Annotated in this window: 19 protein-coding genes; 15 read left to right on the top strand and 4 right to left on the bottom strand. The window is 36.6% G+C overall.

Annotation, left to right across the window (positions count from 1 at the left end):
- Positions 1–173 precede the first annotated feature (173 nt).
- The 5 genes from CWD90_RS16750 to CWD90_RS16730 all read left to right on the top strand — a co-directional run bounded on the left by CWD90_RS16750 (position 174) and on the right by CWD90_RS16730 (position 6082).
- Entirely contained in the window at positions 174–1148 is a 975-nt protein-coding gene (locus tag CWD90_RS16750; protein ID WP_103477223.1) for a D-alanine--D-alanine ligase, read from the top strand.
- Positions 1149–1216: 68 nt separating this feature from the next.
- Positions 1217–1720, top strand: a complete 504-nt coding sequence (gene coaD, locus CWD90_RS16745; protein WP_239986549.1) for a pantetheine-phosphate adenylyltransferase — start codon at positions 1217–1219, stop codon at positions 1718–1720.
- Between the two features lie 228 nt (positions 1721–1948).
- Positions 1949–3799: a PAS domain-containing sensor histidine kinase gene (locus CWD90_RS16740; RefSeq protein ID WP_103477222.1), complete on the top strand. Its 1851-nt coding sequence runs from the start codon at positions 1949–1951 to the stop codon at positions 3797–3799.
- Positions 3786–4196 carry a response regulator gene (locus CWD90_RS16735; RefSeq protein ID WP_103477221.1) on the top strand — a complete coding sequence of 137 codons (411 nt, stop codon included), beginning with the start codon at positions 3786–3788 and terminating at the stop codon, positions 4194–4196. Before CWD90_RS16740 ends, CWD90_RS16735 begins: the two co-directional genes overlap by 14 nt.
- A gap of 140 nt (positions 4197–4336) precedes the next feature.
- The gene (locus CWD90_RS16730) at positions 4337–6082 is read left to right on the top strand and encodes a M14 family metallopeptidase (protein WP_103477220.1); all 1746 of its coding nucleotides are present in this window, start codon (positions 4337–4339) and stop codon (positions 6080–6082) included.
- A gap of 4 nt (positions 6083–6086) precedes the next feature.
- Here CWD90_RS16730 and CWD90_RS16725 read toward each other — a convergent pair whose 3' ends face one another.
- Positions 6087–6674 carry an NUDIX hydrolase gene (locus CWD90_RS16725; RefSeq protein ID WP_103477267.1) on the bottom strand — a complete coding sequence of 196 codons (588 nt, stop codon included), beginning with the start codon at positions 6672–6674 and terminating at the stop codon, positions 6087–6089.
- Positions 6675–6681: 7 nt separating this feature from the next.
- On the opposite strand from CWD90_RS16725, the gene pyrE reads away from it, so the two are divergent.
- Together pyrE and CWD90_RS16715 are read left to right on the top strand one after the other, a co-directional pair.
- Positions 6682–7323: an orotate phosphoribosyltransferase gene (pyrE, locus tag CWD90_RS16720; protein WP_103477219.1), complete on the top strand. Its 642-nt coding sequence runs from the start codon at positions 6682–6684 to the stop codon at positions 7321–7323.
- A 3-nt stretch (positions 7324–7326) separates the two neighbouring features.
- A complete protein-coding gene (locus CWD90_RS16715; RefSeq protein WP_103477218.1) occupies positions 7327–7719 on the top strand; it encodes an orotate phosphoribosyltransferase in 393 nt (130 codons plus the stop codon).
- A 20-nt stretch (positions 7720–7739) separates the two neighbouring features.
- On the opposite strand, the gene CWD90_RS16710 is transcribed toward CWD90_RS16715, so the two are convergent.
- Positions 7740–8471: a biotin--[acetyl-CoA-carboxylase] ligase gene (locus tag CWD90_RS16710; protein WP_103477217.1), complete on the bottom strand. Its 732-nt coding sequence runs from the start codon at positions 8469–8471 to the stop codon at positions 7740–7742.
- 92 nt (positions 8472–8563) lie between these two features.
- Here CWD90_RS16710 and rsfS point away from each other — a divergent pair, with 92 nt between their 5' ends.
- From rsfS to CWD90_RS16680, 6 genes are read left to right on the top strand one after another with little or no spacing between them, the layout of a single operon-like run.
- Positions 8564–8941, top strand: coding sequence for a ribosome silencing factor (gene rsfS / locus CWD90_RS16705; RefSeq protein WP_103477216.1), 378 nt, complete (start codon positions 8564–8566; stop codon positions 8939–8941).
- Between the two features lie 9 nt (positions 8942–8950).
- Positions 8951–10981, top strand: a complete 2031-nt coding sequence (gene ftsH / locus CWD90_RS16700; protein WP_103477215.1) for an ATP-dependent zinc metalloprotease FtsH — start codon at positions 8951–8953, stop codon at positions 10979–10981.
- A 60-nt stretch (positions 10982–11041) separates the two neighbouring features.
- Positions 11042–11653: an LUD domain-containing protein gene (locus CWD90_RS16695; RefSeq protein WP_103477214.1), complete on the top strand. Its 612-nt coding sequence runs from the start codon at positions 11042–11044 to the stop codon at positions 11651–11653.
- A 1-nt stretch (position 11654) separates the two neighbouring features.
- Positions 11655–12458: a phosphatidate cytidylyltransferase gene (locus CWD90_RS16690; protein WP_103477213.1), complete on the top strand. Its 804-nt coding sequence runs from the start codon at positions 11655–11657 to the stop codon at positions 12456–12458.
- Positions 12448–13122, top strand: a complete 675-nt coding sequence (locus tag CWD90_RS16685) for a phosphatidylserine decarboxylase family protein (protein WP_103477212.1) — start codon at positions 12448–12450, stop codon at positions 13120–13122. The genes CWD90_RS16690 and CWD90_RS16685 overlap by 11 nt, the downstream gene beginning before the upstream one ends.
- Positions 13112–13381 carry an acyl-CoA-binding protein gene (locus tag CWD90_RS16680; RefSeq protein ID WP_103477211.1) on the top strand — a complete coding sequence of 90 codons (270 nt, stop codon included), beginning with the start codon at positions 13112–13114 and terminating at the stop codon, positions 13379–13381. The genes CWD90_RS16685 and CWD90_RS16680 overlap by 11 nt, the downstream gene beginning before the upstream one ends.
- A gap of 77 nt (positions 13382–13458) precedes the next feature.
- Here the strand turns inward: CWD90_RS16680 and CWD90_RS16675 are convergent, their stop codons facing one another.
- Positions 13459–14727, bottom strand: coding sequence for a sterol desaturase family protein (locus CWD90_RS16675; RefSeq protein WP_103477210.1), 1269 nt, complete (start codon positions 14725–14727; stop codon positions 13459–13461).
- Positions 14728–14968: 241 nt separating this feature from the next.
- Here CWD90_RS16675 and CWD90_RS16670 point away from each other — a divergent pair, with 241 nt between their 5' ends.
- Positions 14969–17611 carry an ATP-binding protein gene (locus CWD90_RS16670; RefSeq protein WP_103477209.1) on the top strand — a complete coding sequence of 881 codons (2643 nt, stop codon included), beginning with the start codon at positions 14969–14971 and terminating at the stop codon, positions 17609–17611.
- Here CWD90_RS16670 and CWD90_RS16665 read toward each other — a convergent pair.
- Complete coding sequence (locus CWD90_RS16665) at positions 17586–18296, bottom strand: LytR/AlgR family response regulator transcription factor (protein ID WP_192878039.1); 711 nt, start codon at positions 18294–18296, stop codon at positions 17586–17588. The genes CWD90_RS16670 and CWD90_RS16665 overlap by 26 nt on opposite strands.
- An 87-nt stretch (positions 18297–18383) precedes the next feature.
- Between CWD90_RS16665 and CWD90_RS16660 the strand changes: the two genes are divergently transcribed.
- Complete coding sequence (locus CWD90_RS16660) at positions 18384–19904, top strand: vanadium-dependent haloperoxidase (protein WP_239986548.1); 1521 nt, start codon at positions 18384–18386, stop codon at positions 19902–19904.
- The last annotated feature ends 33 nt before the right edge of the window (positions 19905–19937 follow it).

The following is a 19937-nucleotide window of genomic DNA, read 5'->3' as shown; positions in this document are numbered from 1 at the left end:
AAACCGGACGCTTTTTCTTTACTTTGAATGAATGATATTTGATTATTGATTTTTAATGGCAGATTACCTTAAGAACCAAGCCTTATACTTGAGGCTATTCTTTCAACTTGCCTAATTACCAATAATCTACTTTGACCATCGAAAATTTGAGTATTAAAAATTAGATTTAAGGCATGAAAAAAAATATTGCAATTATAATGGGTGGCTACTCCAGCGAGTATAAAATCTCTTTAATAAGCGGAGGGGTAGTTTATGATTATTTGGACAAGGAAAAATTTAATGCCTTCAAAATCCACATTTTTAAAGACAAATGGATCTATAAAGCCCACGACCATAAAGAATACAATGTTAACAGGCATGATTTTACGGTAACCCTCGACAACGAAACCTTAAAATTTGACTGTATATTTAACGCTATACATGGATCACCTGGAGAAGATGGTTTAATGCAGGCCTATTTCCAAATAATCGGAATTCCACAAACTGCCTGCGATTATTACCAAGCAGCTTTGACCTTCAACAAGCGAGACCTTCTAAGCGTTTTAAAGCCCTACGGTATTAAATCCGCACCTTCCTATTATATGAATTTAGGCGACCCTGTTAACGAGGATGCAATTATAGAAAAAGTTGGCTTGCCTTGTTTTGTAAAGGCCAATAAGGCTGGTAGTAGTTTTGGTATTTCCAAAGTCTATAAGAAAGAAGAATTGCTAAAGGCCATTGATAATGCATTTCTTGAAGACAATGAAATACTTATAGAATCTTTTTTAAATGGAACCGAAGTCTCCGTAGGAGTGATCAAATTCCAAGGACAGACCAAAGTACTACCCATAACTGAAATAGTTTCGGAGAATGATTTTTTTGATTACGAAGCTAAATATGAAGGAAAGTCACAAGAAATTACACCTGCAAGGATAAGTAACTCTCAGGAGGAAAAAGTTACCAAAATGGCAAAAAAGGCCTATGAAGTACTTAAAATGAAAGGTTTTTCAAGAAGTGAATTCATATTTGTGGATGATGAACCTTTTATGTTGGAAATGAATACAACGCCGGGACTTACCACAGAAAGTATTTTACCCCAGCAAGCAAAAATAGCAGGTATTTCCCTTTCAGAACTCTTTGAAAGTGCCATTTGGGAAGCATTGGGATAAATTAAGTAATTTTAAAATCCGTACCCTACCAAAGAATAACGGGTATTTATAATAACTAACTACTCCCTATGCCATTTACAACATTGGGAAAAGTTAACCATAATAGTTTAAAAATGAAAAGACGCGCCATCTTTCCGGGTTCATTTGACCCGCTGACCCTTGGACATTACGATATAATAAAAAGAGGAATCACACTTTTTGATGAGCTCATCATTGCCATAGGCGTAAATACAGATAAACAATACATGTTTCCCCTAGAGGAACGTAAAAAATTTATTTCCGAAGCCTTTAAGGATGAACCACAAATAAGTGTTCTTACCTACCAGGGTCTTACCGTGGACTTTTGTAAAAAAGTTAATGCCGGATATATCCTAAGAGGTCTTAGAAATCCAGGGGATTTTGAATTTGAAAAGGCTATAGCACACACCAATCGCAAACTTTCTGAAATAGAAACAGTTTTCTTGCTTACCTCCTCCGGCAAATCTTACATTAGTTCCTCGATAGTAAGGGATGTTATAAGAAATGGTGGCGACTACACAGGTTTAGTACCAGATTCAGTTAGAACAAAATAGGACAGTTCCCTTATTTTAAATCTCAATGTAAACATTTGCACTTATTGCATTATCAACAATTCCACTGACCTATGGACTACAGTTTTCACGGCGTGAAGGGTCGTAAATAGAACTTAATTTGATATAAAATTACTTCATACTAGCGTTACACCACTAATTTTGTCCAATTCACAACAATCTATTCGCAGGTTCGCTGAATCAGATTACTATTGTAGGAAAATGCGACAGATGATTATGAAGACCCCCACTGTAACAAACCAATTCCTGATAAAACAGTTGCCTAAGCCAACTGCTTTTATCAATAGGGAGTTCAAGGTTGTTTACGCATCTGACCAGTGGGCCGAAGATTTTCATTTTAAGGGAACGGATTATATTGGTAAATCCATATATGATTTGTTTAATAATGTCAGCAATAAATGGACAGAGACTTTGTTGGCTTGCTTCGAAGGGAAATTTCCCGAAACCGCAACAGATGTTTATTTAGATGACGACTCTAAAGACAAATGGTTTCAGTGGAACAATATTCCCTGGTACGATGAACAGGAAAACATAATTGGCGCCATTATTCAAACCGAAGATGTAACAGAGCGGGTTAAAAGCGAATTAAAAATTGAGAAACTCGAATTTCTGCAAAAAGAAACAGGTAATCATGGAAAAATAGGCAGCTGGGAATATCATAAACAACAAGATAAGTTTATTTTCTGTGGGATGATCAGGCGTATTTTCGAGGTCGATGAAGATTATGAAATAGACATAGATAGCTCCGTTAATTTTTATAAAATGGGCTATAGTAGAAATACTATTTCCATGGCCATTTTTTCGGCTATGGAGAAAAAAACCTCTTGGAACGAAAAATTGCAGATAGTTACCGCTAAAGGAAATGAAAAATGGGTAGTTGTTTCCGGTAAGCCATTATACAAGAGCGGCGAATACGTGGGTCTTATAGGAATAGTTCAGGATATAACGGATTATGTTCAAAAGGAACAAAAAACCAAAGACAATGAGCACCTGCTCAAAACTCTTATCAATAACCTGCCATTACAGATTTACATTAAGGATACCCAATCCAGAAAATTATTGGCCAACAAATATGAATTACAATTTTTAGGACTAGAAAAGGAGAACGATATTATAGGCAAGGATGATTTTGACCTATACGACAAAGCTACAGCACAAAAATTCAGGGATGAAGATATAGAAGTGATGATTTCCCAGAATGCAATGTTGAACAAAGAACTTACTCGTACAGCCCCAGACGGAACAGCTGTTACCTTTCTTTCTTCCAAGATTCCTTTGAAAGGAGATAATGGAGAAGTTACAGGGCTGGTAGGAATAAGTATGGATATTTCAGAACAAAAAGAAAAGGAAGAAGAACTTAAAAACTTAATTTCGGTCACTTCATCCCAAAATAAAAAACTAATTAATTTTGCCCATATTGTTTCCCATAATTTAAGGTCTCATTCTGCAAATTTTGCAATGCTATTGGACTTCCTGGCCAACGAGAAAGATGAAGAGGAAAAATCAAGAATTATGGACATGCTAACGGATTCCTCTAAAAATCTAATGGACACACTTCATAACTTAAACGATATTGTGGCCATTAATACGGAGTCTAACATAATCAAGAAAGAGGTAAACGTTAATAAAAAAGTCAACGCTGTTCTAATGAACCTTAAACCGGAGCTAGATAAAAACAGAGCAACGGTCATCAGCGAAATATCCGATGAGGTTAAGCTAAATGTTGTTCCGGTTTACTTGCAAAACATTTTGACAAATATAATTTCCAATGCTGTAAAATATAAGAAGCAGGACACTCCTCCTATTATAAAACTAAGCCTGAATTATGTGCAGAATTATACGGTACTAAGTATTGAAGATAACGGAATGGGGTTGGACTTAAAAAAATATGGATCCAAGTTATTCGGAATGTACAAAACCTTCCACGGCAATGCCGATGCCAAAGGACTGGGACTATACATTGCTAAAAATCAAATAGAAGCCATGCAAGGTAAAATAAGTGCTACAAGTCAGGTTGGAATTGGAAGCACATTTAACATATACTTTAATGAAAAAAATTAATTCCATATTCATTGTCGATGACGACCCGATAACAGTTTACGGTATTAAAAAAATATTGAATTCCGTTGCCACTTGTGATACCATTTTTGAGTTTAAAAATGGACAAATGGCTCTTGAACGAATAAAGAAAATGATGATTAAAAAATCGGAGCTTCCCGATTTAATTTTTCTAGACATTAACATGCCCATTATGGATGGATGGGAGTTTTTGGAAGAATTTATAAAATTGCCTCTAACCAAAAGCATCAACATTAATATTGTAACCTCCTCTATTGATCAATATGACAAGGACAAGGCTGAAAATTTCAAGTCATTGACACACCACAGTATCATATTTAATAGCAAACCTATTCGAAGATCCGAAATCGAAGAAATTACCACTGCCATTTCCGTTTAATACCCAAGTTTTTAGCTAACTTTGAGTTTTTGAAAATCATTTTGGACTTATTTCAACAGCTATAAATCCAAACCCAATATCGTTTTCGAATTATCTCTAAAGTCCCTTTTTTTGAGTTTTAAACAAAATTTCAATGTAGCATGAAACTTCTGGTAAGACTATTTGTATTGCTTTGTCTTATTTCTTGCGAGACCAAAAAAGAAAAGAAAATAGAAAACATTAAAACTGTTTTTGAGCGTAGTAATGGAGAAGAAACAGCCACTTATCTACAAATCATTGACTTCTACCTTCAACTTGCCAAAGAATTTCCCGAAATAAATATTCAGATTATAGGTAATACCGATAGCGGCTATCCATTGCATATGGTCACCTACAATCCCGATGCCGACTTTAATTTTCAAAAAATAAGTAGAAATAAGAGTATCCTATTCATAAATAATGGTATCCATCCCGGAGAAAGCGATGGTATAGATGCCACCATGCTTTTATTTAGGGACTTGGCAATGAACAATATTGATCCTCCGAAAAACACAGTAGTAGTTACCATACCTATTTACAATGTTGGTGGGGCCTTAAACAGGAACTCTACTTCTAGGGTAAACCAAAATGGACCTGAAGCTTATGGTTTTAGGGGCAACGCAAAAAATTATGATCTTAATCGGGATTTTATAAAATCGGACTCCAAAAATGCCCAAACGTTTGCCAAAATTTTTCATTTAATAAAACCGGATATCTTTATAGATAACCACGTTAGCAATGGTGCGGACTACCAATACACGCTTACCCACTTATTTACACAACACAATAAACTGGGCGGAGAATTAGGAAACTACCTTCATAAAGAAATGATGCCCGCCCTAGAAAGTTCATTGACCCAAGCGGACTGGGACATATCGCCCTATGTAAATGTATTTAACCAGGTCCCCGAAAAAGGATTTACCCAGTTTATAGACTATCCTAGGTATTCTACTGGCTATACCTCACTGTGGAATACCTTGGGCTTAATGGTTGAAACACATATGCTAAAACCCTATAAACAAAGAGTGGAAGGTGTATACACGTTAATGACGAAAATTTTGGACATATCCGAAAAGGATTATAAAAAAATTAAGGATTTAAGGGAGAATGCTTTTGAGGGATATCTAGAAAGACAAAATTACCCGCTGCAATGGGCTATTGACACCACAAAAAGTACCATTTTACAATTCAAGGGTTACGAAGCCGACGAGTATATAAGTGAAATAACGGGTTTTCCACGGCTAAAATATGATAGAAACAGACCTTTTGAAAAAGAAGTTGAATATCAAAATTATTATAAACCCGTCCATGAGGTAGAAATCCCTAAAGCATATGTAATAAGAAAGGGTTTTGATAAAATAATAGATTTGTTGACCGCAAACCAAATAAGTTATAAGACCTTTAAGGAAGATACCTCTCTAGTTGTAGAGTCTTATAAAATAGATAGTTTTAGCACTTTTCAAAAATCCTATGAGGGGCATTACCCGCATTACAACACCAAAGTTCTCCGTAGTAACAAAAAAGTCAATTTCACTTCTGGCGATATTCTAGTCCCTACCAATCAAAAGGGTTTGCGCTATTTGTTGGAGACCATGGAACCTGAAGCAACGGATTCGTTCTTTAATTGGAATTTTTTCGATGCCATATTACAGCAAAAGGAAAGCTTCTCGCCATATGTCTTCGAAGATCTTGCCTTGGAAATCCTACATGAGAATAAAGAAATCAAAAACCAATTTGAATTGAAAAAGGAATTGGACAGTATCTTTTCAGGTGACTGGTACGCCCAATTGGACTGGATATACAAACAGTCTAAATACTACGAAACGGAACATATGCAATATCCTATTTATCGAATCTTGAAGGATTAATCAATTAATCTTCAAACAGGATTTTGATGTTCGCATAGGAATTTTCCAAGGCTTTTTTAATTTTTTCCGGGCCTTTCCATTTTACTTTTTCTATTCCCTCACTGGCCTCGCCTACCAAATCCCCTTTAAAATTTGTTTTCATGGCAAACCAATGCACTTCTTTTAATTTATAACCTCCGTTCCTCTTAAAGAGATGATAGGTTGTCCTTAGAAAATTTTCTATTTTCAAGCCCTTTACCCCGGTTTCTTCCTCAACTTCGCGCAATGCACATTCTTCTATCGTCTCACCCTTATCCAATTTCCCTTTAGGCAGATCCCATTTATCGTTACGGTAAATAAAAAGAACCTTCCCTGCTTTATTGGTTACCACTCCGCCTGCTGCTACCACCAATGGTATTTTCTTCGAAAATTTCTTTAAGATCTCTTCATGGTTAGGATGATAAATAAAAGCTTCACTAAGTTTTTTATTGGCCAAAGAGTCGATTGCTTCGTTAATAGCAGACCCGTTCAACAGAAAATATTTATTATTTGCCGTATCCGATAATTTATTTGTCAATATCAGAGGTGACTCATTAACAAAAACTTTATACATTTGCGTCATGGTTTTAGACAAAGACACTGCCAAAAAAACTGCAGAGCTTCTGCTACAAATTAATGCAATTAAGTTGAAACCTGAAAATCCATTTACATGGGCTTCAGGTTGGAAATCTCCAATTTATTGCGATAATAGGATAATCCTCTCATACCCAAGCATTAGAAATTATGTTCGGGAACAAATGGGAAAGCAAGTAGAAAGCCTGTACGGCAAGCCAGATGTGATAGCGGGTGTAGCTACGGGAGCTATCGGCATAGGAATGTTGGTTGCCGAATATTTAGGGCTTCCCTTTATTTATGTTCGGCCGGAAGCCAAATCGCACGGGCGGCAAAACCAAATAGAAGGTAAACTGGAGGCAAATCAAAGCGTGGTTGTCATTGAAGATTTGATCAGCACTGGAAAAAGTAGCTTGAATGCCGTTGAAGCCTTAAAAAATAATGGCGCACATGTAAAAGGAATGCTGGCCATTTTTACTTATGGATTTGACGTAGCCAATGAAAATTTTAAAAAACATGGTCTAGACCTTCATACATTGAGCGATTACGATTTTTTAATCCAACAGGCCTCAGAAACAAACTATATAAAAGAGAATCAATTAAAAACCTTACTAGAGTGGAAAAGCAACCCCTCTAACTGGCAATCATAAATTATGTATTTAGAAACACCCAAGAAAAAAGTAAATAAAAGTAGTAAGGAAGTTTTTGATTTTCTTAACGACGTGAAAAATTTTGAGACCTTAATGCCTAAAAATATTAGTAAGTTTGAGGTAATCAATGAAAACCGCTTTTTATTTGCACTTACCGGAATGCCGGAAATTGTACTGCAAAAAAAACAGCAAACTCCGCATTCCCAATTAAGTTTTGGAGCTGCCAGTGAAAAATTGCCCTTTACCTTAACAGCAGATATTACTGAAATAAATGATACTGAAAGTGAAGTGACGTTAAGTTTTGAAGGAGAATTCAATGCCATGATGGCCATGATGATAAAATCGCCTATCAACAATTTCATTGGAACACTGTCCGATAATCTTTCCAATTTATAAGTTTATCCCCTATTTTGGATTTAATACAAAAGTTTCACCTCCTTTAAATTGAATTCTTTTAGGATATTATCCTCCATTAAGATTTGCAGCTTTCCTCCACTAGAAACCCCTTTTATAAAGCCCATAAACATTTCATTATCTTGATTGCTGAAAGTGGAAGGCTTGTCTTTTCTAAAAAGCCTGGTCTCATACCTATCAAATAGGCCCTCACGATCCTCTTCCCCACCTGTTTCAAGAAAGCCTTTTAAATTATCCACAATTTTAAGGAGTAGCTCTTCCAAATTTAATGTTCTTCCCAATAATAGCTTTAATGAGGATACATTCGGCAGGTTATTAAACGTTAATTGATTAACATTTAAACCAATTCCAATAATTGAGGCCTGAATATGTTGTCCGGACAACATATTTTCGATAAGAATTCCACAAATTTTAGAATGTCCTGACATAATGTCGTTAGGCCATTTAATCTTCAAATCAGGTACTTGTAGTTGGGAAAGTGTTTCGTAAATTGCCAGAGAAACAAAAATATTAAGAAGAAATTGATCCGTAACTTTAATGTCACGAGACTTAACCAATACGCTACATGTCAGGTTTTTACCGGGCTCGGAAAGCCAAGTTGTCCCCATTTGCCCACGACCCTTCATTTGGGAATGGGCCATTACAACCGTAAAATCCCCGGGATTCTTGTTGAACATCAAATCCTTTAAATAGGCATTTGTGGAGTCCGTGGCACTAAGTTTGATTAATTGCATATACAATCTTATGATTATTATATAATGTATTGTTAAAAACAATAGTTAAAAAAACAAAAAAATAATAACTTTGTAAAAATTAAAATTTTTGAATGCAGAAAAGGAAAAGTAGCGCAGATGAGTTAATTGCCTTAATTTTAGGAGGAATAGAAGAGGTTAAAGGACATGATATAAATTTACTTGATCTAAGAGATATAGAGAATACTGTTTGTGACTACTTTATTATTTGTAATGGTACTTCCAACACACATGTAAACGCCATAGTAGGCTCCATCCAAAAAACCGTTAGTAAAGCAATTCAAGACAAACCTTGGCATGTAGAAGGTTCGGATAATGCTGAATGGGTTTTAATGGACTATGTAAACGTAGTGGTACATGTATTTCAAAAACAAGTGAGAGAATATTATGATATAGAAGGACTTTGGGGAGATGCCAAAGTAACAGCAGTTGAAAGTAGCTTCAATCAGTAAAAAAAAATAATGGCAAAAGAAAATAATACAGGTCCAAAAAAACCCAAATTCAATACTTGGTGGATATATGGCTTAATAGCAATATTGTTAATTGGTTTTCAATTTTTCGGCAGCGGAAACTTTGCAAACACCAAAAAAGCAAGTACATCCGAGTTACAAGAATACCTTAGAAATGGGGATATTAGAAAAATATTGGTTATCACCAATACTAGACAAGCAAAAATCTTCCTTACAGAAGAGGCTTTAAATAAAGAGGTTCACAAGGATGTTTCCGACCAACCTTTTTCATTAACGGCTACTGCTGCACCACAGTACATAGTTAACTATGGGGATCAGCAGAATTTTGAAAACGAGATCAATGATATCAAAAAGGAAAACAGTCTAGACACCGAGCTAACATACGATCAGGAATCCAATGTGCTCACCGAACTTCTGTTAACCCTATTGCCCTTTGTGTTGATCATAGGTATCTGGATTTACTTAATGCGTCGTATGTCCGGAGGTGCCGGAGGTGGTGCCGGAGGTCAAATATTCAATATTGGCAAATCAAAAGCCAAACTATTTGACGAAAAAACAGATACAAGAACCTCATTTAAGGATGTTGCCGGACTAGAAGGTGCCAAGGAGGAAGTAGAGGAAATAGTAGAATTCTTAAGAAATCCGGATAAATATACCTCATTAGGAGGGAAAATCCCTAAAGGAGCCCTGTTAGTAGGACCTCCGGGAACTGGTAAAACCTTATTGGCCAAAGCAGTTGCAGGAGAGGCCAAAGTTCCTTTCTTTTCTCTTTCTGGATCAGATTTTGTAGAGATGTTCGTAGGAGTAGGAGCCTCTAGGGTAAGAGACCTATTTAAACAAGCCAAGGACAAATCACCTGCCATTATTTTTATTGATGAGATCGATGCTATTGGAAGGGCCAGAGGAAAAAATAACTTCACAGGCTCCAATGATGAAAGGGAGAACACCTTGAACCAATTATTGACAGAAATGGATGGTTTTGGTACCAACACAAACGTTATTGTATTGGCTGCCACCAACCGTGCCGATGTATTGGACAAGGCATTAATGAGAGCAGGACGATTTGACAGACAGATATATGTTGATCTTCCAGATATAAGGGAACGTAAAGAAATTTTCGAAGTTCACCTTAGACCAATAAAAACAGCGGAGACGCTGGATATGGATTTTCTAGCCAAACAAACGCCTGGTTTTTCAGGTGCCGATATTGCCAATGTTTGTAACGAAGCGGCATTGATCGCAGCACGTAAGGAAAAGAAAGCAGTAACCAAACAAGACTTTTTGGATGCCGTGGATAGAATCGTTGGCGGTTTAGAGAAAAAAAATAAAATAATCACACCTGGTGAAAAGAAAACCATTGCCTATCACGAAGCGGGACACGCAACGGTAAGCTGGATGTTGGAACATGCAGCACCACTTGTAAAAGTAACTATAGTACCTAGAGGGCAATCTTTAGGTGCAGCTTGGTATTTACCTGAAGAACGCTTAATTGTTCGCCCAGATCAAATGAAAGATGAAATGTGCGCTACCTTAGGAGGAAGGGCTGCTGAAAAAGTCATCTTTAACCAAATATCTACAGGTGCACTTAGCGATTTGGAAAAAGTAACCAAACAAGCTAGGGCCATGGTAACCATTTACGGTTTAAATGATGAGATAGGAAATCTCACCTATTACGATTCATCTGGTCAAAATGAATATGGTTTCTCAAAACCGTATAGCGAACAGACTGCATTGACCATAGACAAAGAGATTTCCAAGCTTATTGAGGAGCAGTATGTGAGAGCGGTTGAGTTATTATCAGAAAACAAAGATAAACTTACCGAATTGGCAGAGCGATTATTGGAAAAAGAAGTTATATTTAAGGACGATTTGGAAAAGATATTCGGCAAACGCCTTTTTGAAAGAGATAAGAGGATGGAAGCTGAGGAAGCCGCAGAAAAAGAAGAAAAAGCTATTGCGGCCGAAAAAGAAGAAAAAGCCAACAAGGATATTTCGGAATCGGAGACAGAAATAAAAAAATAAAAAAATAAATAATTCGTTGTTCTTATAGACGTAGGAACCAAAGGAGCGTTTTAGATATTAATGGGGTTATTTGATAAACTTTTTGGGGGAGGGAAAAAAGGAGTTTCCAAAGAAACTGTGGAAACAAGAGGGCAGCATATGCCCGACTTAAATATTCCCGTTGACGAAAAGTTTACCATTAATTTTAAACATAACGGTGGAAAGTTCTTGTATTGCGACTCCATTAGCGAGGTATTTACCAATTTGGACAATATTATCATTGAGAACGAATGGCAAGATCAGACCTTCTTTTCAATGGACAAGAGATTGGAAGATAAATTTGCCAAACAGGAAATAAATTTCACCGACCACCCCAATAAGAGTGAAATATTTTTTACCACCTGTGAACATTTAATAGCGCAAAATGGCTCCATTTTAGTTTGCTCCAACCAACTAAAGGAAAGAAAACTTCACGAATTACCATCAAATGTTATTGTTTTTGCCACTACCAGTCAAATGGTAGAATCCATTGGTGAGGGATTAAAAACAATTAAAAAGAAGTACAAGAATGTAATTCCCGCGAACATCACCACCATTAAACATTTTCAACCCACAGCCGAAAATTCAGACGATTTCTTAACTTACGGAAGTAGTTCTAAAAATCTTTATCTTTTACTTCTGGAAGACTTATAACATGAGAGAAATTTTAAGGCGCTTACTTACAGGTGCGGTATATGTAATTTTACTACTTTCCGCCGTATTTCTGAGCTCTGATGCTTTTGACTTTTTGTTTATGACCTTTGGATTGGCCTGCCTATACGAATACAAACGTATGGTAAAACTTCCCGGATATCACATTTTTATTGCCTATTTGGCACTTTGGTGGGCATTTATATATCTGATCGATGATAAGATCCTCATCAATATTTTGATGTTTATTACAATAACCATTAACTTTATATTGTTGTACTACCTCTTTTCAGGAAAGGAAAAATTGTTCAACACATTTCAAAAATTTATAATAGGTTTATTTTATATAGGGGGAGGTTGTATTTTCCTAACGATGATTCCCTATAAAGACAATGAATTTGCCCAGTTTCTGATTATGGGCGTATTTATCCTTATCTGGGTGAGCGACACATTTGCTTACTTGGTGGGCAAAAGTATAGGTCGCAATAAATTGTTTCCGTCCATTTCCCCGAAAAAAACAATTGAGGGAGCAATAGGAGGATTTGTTTTTGCATTGGCCGCAGCCTATTTTTTGTCGAAATATGAAACCAATATTTCATTGACACAATGGTTAATACTAGCATCGGTCATTGTATTGACAGGTGGTTTGGGCGACCTAATAGAATCTAAATTTAAAAGGTCCGCCGGGGTCAAAGATAGTGGTGCTATATTACCTGGACATGGTGGAATGTTGGACAGGTTGGACAGTTTGGTGTTTGCAGCACCTTTTGCATATTTAACTTTAATTATTTTTTCACATGTTTCATAAAGAAGGGCAAAAAATTATTATTACAACCTTTATTATAGTGTGTTCCATTATTCTATTGGCCAATTATTTTGTAGATATAACTTGGCTTAAATTTGGACTTCAAATAATTTCACTGCTTATCCTCGTTTTAATATTGCAATTCTTTAGAAACCCTAAAAGGAATGCAACTAAAAGTTTTGATGAAATATTGGCACCCGTAGATGGTAAGGTGGTTGTAATTGAAGAAGTAGAGGAAACGGAATATTTCAAGGCAAAACGTATTCAAGTTTCTATTTTTATGTCCCCGATAAATGTACATGTAACAAGATATCCGGTAAGTGGACTTATTAAGTTTTCTAAATACCATGCTGGAAAATATCTTGTGGCCTGGCATCCTAAATCCAGTGAAGAGAACGAAAGAACTACGGTTGTCATAAATACCCCGAAGTTTGGGGACATACTATACCGCCAAATCGCAGGAGCTATGGCCCGTCGTATTGTTAATTATGCGGAAGTTGGGGAAAGTGTTCATCAGGGCGAAGATGCAGGATTCATTAAATTTGGCTCTAGAGTAGATTTGTTCTTACCTTTGAATAGTGCGATAACCGTAAAATTGCACCAAAAAGTAACAGGGGCGAAGACATGTATTGCAACTACAAGGGTACAAAAAGAAAATGAAGACTGATAAACTAAATAAAGAATTTATAGCGGCGGTCGATTTCATTAATGATTACACCGAGCCTCTCCCTGCAGATCTTTTATTAAAACTATATGCTTATTTTAAAATTGCCAACCGCAATTTTAGCCATCCAGGAAGCAGGACCCCCTTAATAAATGCTTTTAAAGCCAATGCACTTATCCAAGCCAAAAATGTAAGCATTGAAGAAGCTATGGAACGTTATATTGAATTAGTGGACATAGAAGTTCGAAAGGCTCAGAAATAAGGAAAGTATCATATTATTTTATTTTCAAAACTACAAAAGTAAAAGTATACTCACTTCAAGAACGTTGTTTCAAATTTTTAAGAAACCACTTTCAATTCCCTTTCCTCCCTTTCAAAATAGGTAAAGTATACTCCACCAAGAATGGTAATTAGGAAGTAAGCTCCTACCCATACATGGCCCACGGTAAGGTACGAGTTTAGCCCAAACCAATCCCCAAAATAAGCTATCCACGATATTCCGGCCAACCCCCTGATCAGCTCTATAGCAACAGCATACTTTTTCCTATCCATGAGAGTCGTATATCCATAGATTCCAACAAAAATAAAGCCACTGAATACCAGTAGACCCTCAAAACCTATTTCGGAATAATTAAAGAACATAAACATCATTAATACCAAATTAATGAACATCTGAAAAATAGCATATAACTTGATCCTATTGGTAGCACGGGATTCATATCTTTTAAAGTGGTACACATCTTCGATTATGGTAATGGGATACTTGTCCTTTACATCATTCGGCCTCCAGCCAGTGGGCATGAACCAAATACGCAATTTGTCCCGAAAACTTTTTGTACGCCATGCATCCAGGCCTATCCTCCACAAATGTTGAAAATTGATAATTACAGGATTCCAAGTTCCGGCGGGCTTCAAAACTCCATATTGGGGAGTTACCTCGTCCAACTCCTCCTGAAATGTGCTGAACATACGATCCCAAACACAAAGTATCTGCCCTAAATTCTTATCTATGTATTCCGGATTTATGGCATGGTGCACCCTGTGCTGGGACGGGGTTACCAAGACATATTCTAACCAACCCATTTTTCCAATATGTCTGGTATGGTACCAAAACTGGGCAAACAAATGTATGGGAGCCAAAATAGCTATGACTAAATGGGGAACCCCGAAAACGGCCGCAGGAACCAGAAACAACGAAAAATAGCCTATTAGGTTACTAATTGGTTGTCTAAGGGCGCATGCCAAATTAAACTCTTCACTGCTGTGATGGATTACATGCTGATTCCAAAAAATATTGACCTTATGACTTAACCTATGGTTCCAGTAACCCGCAAAATCGAGCACTATAAAAGCAATGGTCCAAACCAACCAGGTAGCCTTAATTTCTGTAATTGCCAAATGTTCCAACAAGAATGGATAAGAAACCACAATCAATGCAAGGCCTAAAGTATCCTTGATTATATTGGTAAGTCCAGAACTAATACTGGAAACCGTGTCCATAACCTTATGCATTTGTTTCTTAACAAAATAGCCATAGGTTATCTCTATCGTCAAAAGGATTACAAAAAATGGGATGGCATATAAAAGTGCCGTGGCGTAGGTTTCCATTAATCAAAGTTAATTTTATAGGCGCTAACAAATATAGCTAAAATGGTTATTTCTTTTTTCCATATAGTATTACTCACCTTCACAAACCACTCATAATGTAACTTTTAAACCCATAAGGTTAATCTAAGTATGGATAAAACAGAATTCCCCAATGTTATAACCAAAGGAAGGTTCACAAAAGCTTTTGTTTTCAATCCAATAAAGAATAAATTACTTTTATATACTTTATATTGGCCATTAAATGAAATTAAGACATTCCATAGTAACCCGTTTTGCCCTTTTTTTTACTGGTCTAATCATTTTCTCCATTCTGCTATCTGGGTATTTGGTTTTCAGAAAGGCATCCCAAGTTATTACGGCACATTCAAAAGAACGTATGATGCAGGCCTCTGAATTGGCGGAACAATCGTTCTATGCTTTACTTAATGAAGTAACCAATGACATTGCAGTCATAGCTTTGAGTCCTACTATACAAGAGCATATACACCGTCCTTCTGTAAAAACTACAAGCGATATAGATCAACTGTTTAGTGTTATTCTTGAAAACAAAGAAACCTATTTTCAAATTAGATTGCTGGACGCCGATGAAAATGGAAAAGAAATTATTCGTTTTGACAAGGAAAAGGGCAAAGTTCAGAAGTCCAACAACCTACAACAAAAAGGAGATCGTGAATATTTTAAAGAGGCCATCCAAATAAATAAAGGCGAGCACTACTTTTCCAATATTAATTTAAACGAAGAATACGGTGTAATCAGTTCTCCATACACCCCTACCCTGCGAGTCGCAAGTCCCATTTTTAACAGTGAAAACAAAAAAGTTGGTATCCTTATAATCAATATTAACCTAAATCCGTTATATCGTAACTTGGATAATATAGCCGGTAGTGACAGTCAATTTTATCTAATAGATTCCAAGGGCCAGTACTTATATTCCCATGACAGGTCTCAGCAGTTTGGCCTACAGACCAAAGAATTCCAAAACTTTTTCTCCGATTATAATACTGGAGAAAATTCCATTGAACCATTAAAAGAGGGTTTTCATCAACTAACAAATTCTCCCCAGGCCAATTATTTAAGTTACCTCAAGGAGTTACCGTATTTCGATGGAAAGCGAAAAATATATCTGATTTCCAATATGGAACAGAATATTTTACTAAAAAATGTGCTTACAGTACGCACGCAAAGTATACAAACCTTACTATGGGTATGCTTGTTTTCCATTCTGCTTTCCTGGTTTTTCACTAATCTATTTTCTAAAAAAATTATCAAGATTACCAAAGCGATCAGCAATTATGACCTTGGTATTCCAGAGGAACATTCGCTGCCTACCAATAGAAAGGACGAAATAGGAATTCTTGCCAATACTTTCTCCAAAATGAGGGTCAAAATTGATCAAAATGTACTTGACTTGAACACTGCATTAGAAAAGGAACATACTGCCAGAAAACAGCGTGATGAATTTTTGCAAAATATGAGCCATGAATTGCGTACACCCCTTAACGCCATTTTAGGCCTTACAAAACTGTTACATAAAAATGCATCCGATTCTCAATTACCTATAATCCATGCTTTGGAAAGAAGCTCCAATAGTTTGGCCGGTTTGGTTTACGACGTTTTAGACCACCAAAAATTGGTTGAAGGTAAACTTCAAATTGAATTGGAACCCACCAATATTGCAGAACTCTTGAGCGATATTCATTCTACTTATTTATACGAAGCAGTTCAAAAAGGATTAACATTCAACCTGCAAATTGAGGATAAACTTAAAACTGGGCTATTTCAGACTGATGCTTTGAGATTAACACAAATTATCACAAACCTAGTGGTGAATGCCATAAAATATACCAAGAAGGGTACCATAGACCTGTCTGCCTATATTAATGGTACTGAAAGTCAAGTGTTAAATATTAAAGTGAACGATACTGGTGTAGGTGTACTTCCAAAAAACCTTAATAGGATCAATGACCGTTTTTTTATGGAAAAAAATAATCTGTCCGGAAGATATGGTAGTTATGGACTTGGCCTCTCCATTGTAAAACAATTAACAACACTGTTCGGAGGTACCCTAAAAGCCTCTTCACAAAAAGAAATAGGGTCTGAATTTTGGATTAGCCTACCAACCCTTTCCACCTCATCGCTTAAATTGCCTAAACCTGAACCTTTGTCAGCCTTTCCCCTGCCGCAACTAAGTGGCCAATACAGCATTCTGCACATAGAGGACGATGCATCCACTTCCGAATTAATAAATTATGTTTTGAAATCCGGGAACATTACTTTATTGCAGACCAATTCTTTGGAAGGGGCATTGAACATACTCATGGCAGATTCTCCAGATTTAATAATAAGTGATCTAATGCTAGAGAATGAAAAAATACAGGATGACTTAAACGACTGGATCAAAACTAAAAAAATAAACTGTCCCATTATTATTGTTTCAGCCTTAGACCCCATTGAAGAAGGGACTTTAAAGTGTGAATATTTTCAAAAACCCTTCCAAATAGAGCGCTTTAAGGATACCGTATATAAAATTTTGGGTAGCAATGAGTTTGAATCCCCAAATTTTTCAAGTATCTATAAGAATTATGACAATGATACCCTCAAAATTGATAAGGTCCTTAAATTACTGGAGACAGAATTCAAAAACTATATCAACCAAATAAACAAAAATACGGAGGCCAAAGACCAGATTATATGGGAATCCATAATGCACAAACTAATCGCCCATATCAATATTCTTGGATTAACTACTCTTTCCAAGGTACTTCCTGAAAAAATTATTTCCTTAAATAGCGATGACCTGGGTGTCATAAATAATGCCTTTTCCCATTATTTATGCTGCTTTAGAGTAGAGATATATCTCAATTTAAAAGATCGATCTTCCTAAGCAACTCCTGAGCATAGCTTAGACTTACAGGTATGTTGTCCATATTTATTTCCACGGCACCTGTGTGTATCACGTCTATCATATTGAGATTTAGGATATAAGAGCGATGCACACGTTGAAAATAATCGGGAAGCTTTGACTCTAGATCTTTCAGGGCCATTAAGGTCAATATTTTCTTGTTTTTAAAGACAATGGATATGTAATTGGCCTCTGACTTAAAATAGAGGACTTCCTTTAATTTTATTTTCACCAATTTTCCACCCTCCTTTATAAATAGACGGGCGTCTTTTTCAGGCTGCTTCCTATGGGCGGAAATGTAATCCTTAGCCCTTAGAAATCCCTTATAGAACCTAGGGAAATCGATAGGTTTTACCAAATAATCCACAATTTTTGGGTAATTATAGGAATCCAGTGCAAATTCCTTGTTGGAGGTAACCATAATCACCGCAGAGTTGGGATTCAGGTCCAAAATATCCTTCCCAGTAATATCCGGTAAATTAAAGTCCAAAAAAATTAGATCAAATGATGAACTGTTAATAAGATTTATAGATTCGAAACCCGATACTGTTGTGGTTACACTTTTAATTTCATTGATCTTACTGCAAAAGTGCTCAAGTAAATCACAAATCAACGGATCATCATCAATAATTAAACACCTCATGGTCTTATCCAATAAATTACCCATTTCATAAAGCAATATAATCATTTCGTATAAAAAATAATTTTTACGCCATCTAAAATTCTACTATTGTTGTGCATAAAACCAACCACCATGAACTTCAAGTCACGTTTTACACCCATACTTTTTATTTTATTTCTCGGATTGATGGGCTGTAAAGACCAGTCCAAACAGTCTAAAGCCATGGCTGACAATCAGATGGCCATGACCGACGAACCACGGGGAAAGGATAATGTTGCCTTCCAATGGGCCTATATGGCCTTGGAAGGGACTGCAAACGACACTGATCGCTTTAAGCCAAGGCCAACAGTTACCTCAAGATATCTGGGATTAATTTTTACGGCTATGTTTGATGCCTGGACACGTTTCGATGAAAAGGCGCAACCACTGTACCTCAAAAATGTGGAGCGTTTCCCATTAAAGGACAGGATACTCAAGAATAAAGAAATAGCAGTGAGTTATGCTGCATACAGAGCCTTAAAAGAATACTATTATTCCGACAGCACTCTGTTTAAGGAAAAAATGATGCAATTGGGACTAGACCCTGATAACAAATCCATGGACCCATCCACACCAGAGGGAGTTGGTAACTTAGCTGCATATATGGTGATACAGGCTCGTAGAGTTGACGGTTCCAACCAATATGGAGAAGTAGAAGGTTCCAATGGCACGGCTTACTTTGATTATACCAATTATAAGCCTGTAAATGATATTGATAAAAACATTGACCTCAACAGATGGCAACCAAAATATTTTATCGATGAAGAAGGCAACAAATACAATCCTGGTTGCTTAACCCCTTATTGGCAAAAGGTTAAACCTTTGTTATTGGAGACAGCTGATCAGTTTAGACCAGGACCTCCCCCTATGGTAGGCTCCAAACAATTGGAAGAAGAAGTTCAGGAGGTAATTGACCTTCAGGCAAATTTAACTCCAGAAAACAAGGCGTTGGTAGAATTCATGAGAGACGGACCCAAATCCGTACAACAAGCGGGGCATTGGTTAAAATTTGCCCAAGACGTCTCCTTAAGGGACAACAATACATTGGACCAGGATGTGAAAATGTATTTCCTAGTAGAATCGGTAGCCATGGATGCTTTTATCTCTTGTTGGGATTCTAAAATGTACTATGATTATACCCGTCCTTATGCCTTAGTACACGATTATTATCAGGAAAAGGTCATCAAGGCCTGGGGTGGCCCCGATAAAGGCATGATTGAAATGAAGGGGAAGGATTGGCGACCTTATTCCCCTGATGCTTTTCTTTGTCCTCCATTCCCAAGCTACGTATCCGGTCATAGTACCATAAGTGGTGGTTGTGCAGAAGCTCTACGATTATTTACCGGGGATGAGTATTTTGGTGCAGAAGTTGAATTGGTCCCAGGAGCCCTTACCGAAATTAATAACATGGATGACCCAGTTATCATAAAATTTCCGACTTTTACCGAAACAGCCGAAATGGCAGGTATTTCAAGGGTTATGGGAGGATATCATATTCAGGCCGATAACGTTGCCGGTTTGGAGTTGGGTAGACAAGTAGCGAGGCATCATTATAAAAAATATCTTCAACTTATAGGTGAAGATGACAAGGAAGTAACAACGGACAATCAATAAAATGTTCCTTTAGAGTCAATTTTTCATTACCCG

This window comes from Arenibacter catalasegens, assembly GCF_002909235.1.
GTDB lineage: Bacteria > Bacteroidota > Bacteroidia > Flavobacteriales > Flavobacteriaceae > Arenibacter > Arenibacter catalasegens.
This window is presented reverse-complemented; position numbering and strand designations above follow the sequence as displayed.

What these genes read in the sequence shown, in the direction of transcription:
- CWD90_RS16750 (WP_103477223.1), top strand. Translation starts at nt 174, where the DNA reads ATGAAAAAAAATATTGCAATTATAATGGGTGGCTACTCCAGCGAGTAT.
- coaD (WP_239986549.1), top strand. Translation starts at nt 1,217, where the DNA reads ATGCCATTTACAACATTGGGAAAAGTTAACCATAATAGTTTAAAAATG.
- CWD90_RS16740 (WP_103477222.1), top strand. Translation starts at nt 1,949, where the DNA reads ATGATTATGAAGACCCCCACTGTAACAAACCAATTCCTGATAAAACAG.
- CWD90_RS16735 (WP_103477221.1), top strand. Translation starts at nt 3,786, where the DNA reads ATGAAAAAAATTAATTCCATATTCATTGTCGATGACGACCCGATAACA.
- CWD90_RS16730 (WP_103477220.1), top strand. Translation starts at nt 4,337, where the DNA reads ATGAAACTTCTGGTAAGACTATTTGTATTGCTTTGTCTTATTTCTTGC.
- CWD90_RS16725 (WP_103477267.1), bottom strand. Translation starts at nt 6,674, where the DNA reads ATGTATAAAGTTTTTGTTAATGAGTCACCTCTGATATTGACAAATAAA.
- pyrE (WP_103477219.1), top strand. Translation starts at nt 6,682, where the DNA reads ATGGTTTTAGACAAAGACACTGCCAAAAAAACTGCAGAGCTTCTGCTA.
- CWD90_RS16715 (WP_103477218.1), top strand. Translation starts at nt 7,327, where the DNA reads ATGTATTTAGAAACACCCAAGAAAAAAGTAAATAAAAGTAGTAAGGAA.
- CWD90_RS16710 (WP_103477217.1), bottom strand. Translation starts at nt 8,471, where the DNA reads ATGCAATTAATCAAACTTAGTGCCACGGACTCCACAAATGCCTATTTA.
- rsfS (WP_103477216.1), top strand. Translation starts at nt 8,564, where the DNA reads ATGCAGAAAAGGAAAAGTAGCGCAGATGAGTTAATTGCCTTAATTTTA.
- ftsH (WP_103477215.1), top strand. Translation starts at nt 8,951, where the DNA reads ATGGCAAAAGAAAATAATACAGGTCCAAAAAAACCCAAATTCAATACT.
- CWD90_RS16695 (WP_103477214.1), top strand. Translation starts at nt 11,042, where the DNA reads ATGGGGTTATTTGATAAACTTTTTGGGGGAGGGAAAAAAGGAGTTTCC.
- CWD90_RS16690 (WP_103477213.1), top strand. Translation starts at nt 11,655, where the DNA reads ATGAGAGAAATTTTAAGGCGCTTACTTACAGGTGCGGTATATGTAATT.
- CWD90_RS16685 (WP_103477212.1), top strand. Translation starts at nt 12,448, where the DNA reads ATGTTTCATAAAGAAGGGCAAAAAATTATTATTACAACCTTTATTATA.
- CWD90_RS16680 (WP_103477211.1), top strand. Translation starts at nt 13,112, where the DNA reads ATGAAGACTGATAAACTAAATAAAGAATTTATAGCGGCGGTCGATTTC.
- CWD90_RS16675 (WP_103477210.1), bottom strand. Translation starts at nt 14,727, where the DNA reads ATGGAAACCTACGCCACGGCACTTTTATATGCCATCCCATTTTTTGTA.
- CWD90_RS16670 (WP_103477209.1), top strand. Translation starts at nt 14,969, where the DNA reads ATGAAATTAAGACATTCCATAGTAACCCGTTTTGCCCTTTTTTTTACT.
- CWD90_RS16665 (WP_192878039.1), bottom strand. Translation starts at nt 18,296, where the DNA reads ATGGGTAATTTATTGGATAAGACCATGAGGTGTTTAATTATTGATGAT.
- CWD90_RS16660 (WP_239986548.1), top strand. Translation starts at nt 18,384, where the DNA reads ATGAACTTCAAGTCACGTTTTACACCCATACTTTTTATTTTATTTCTC.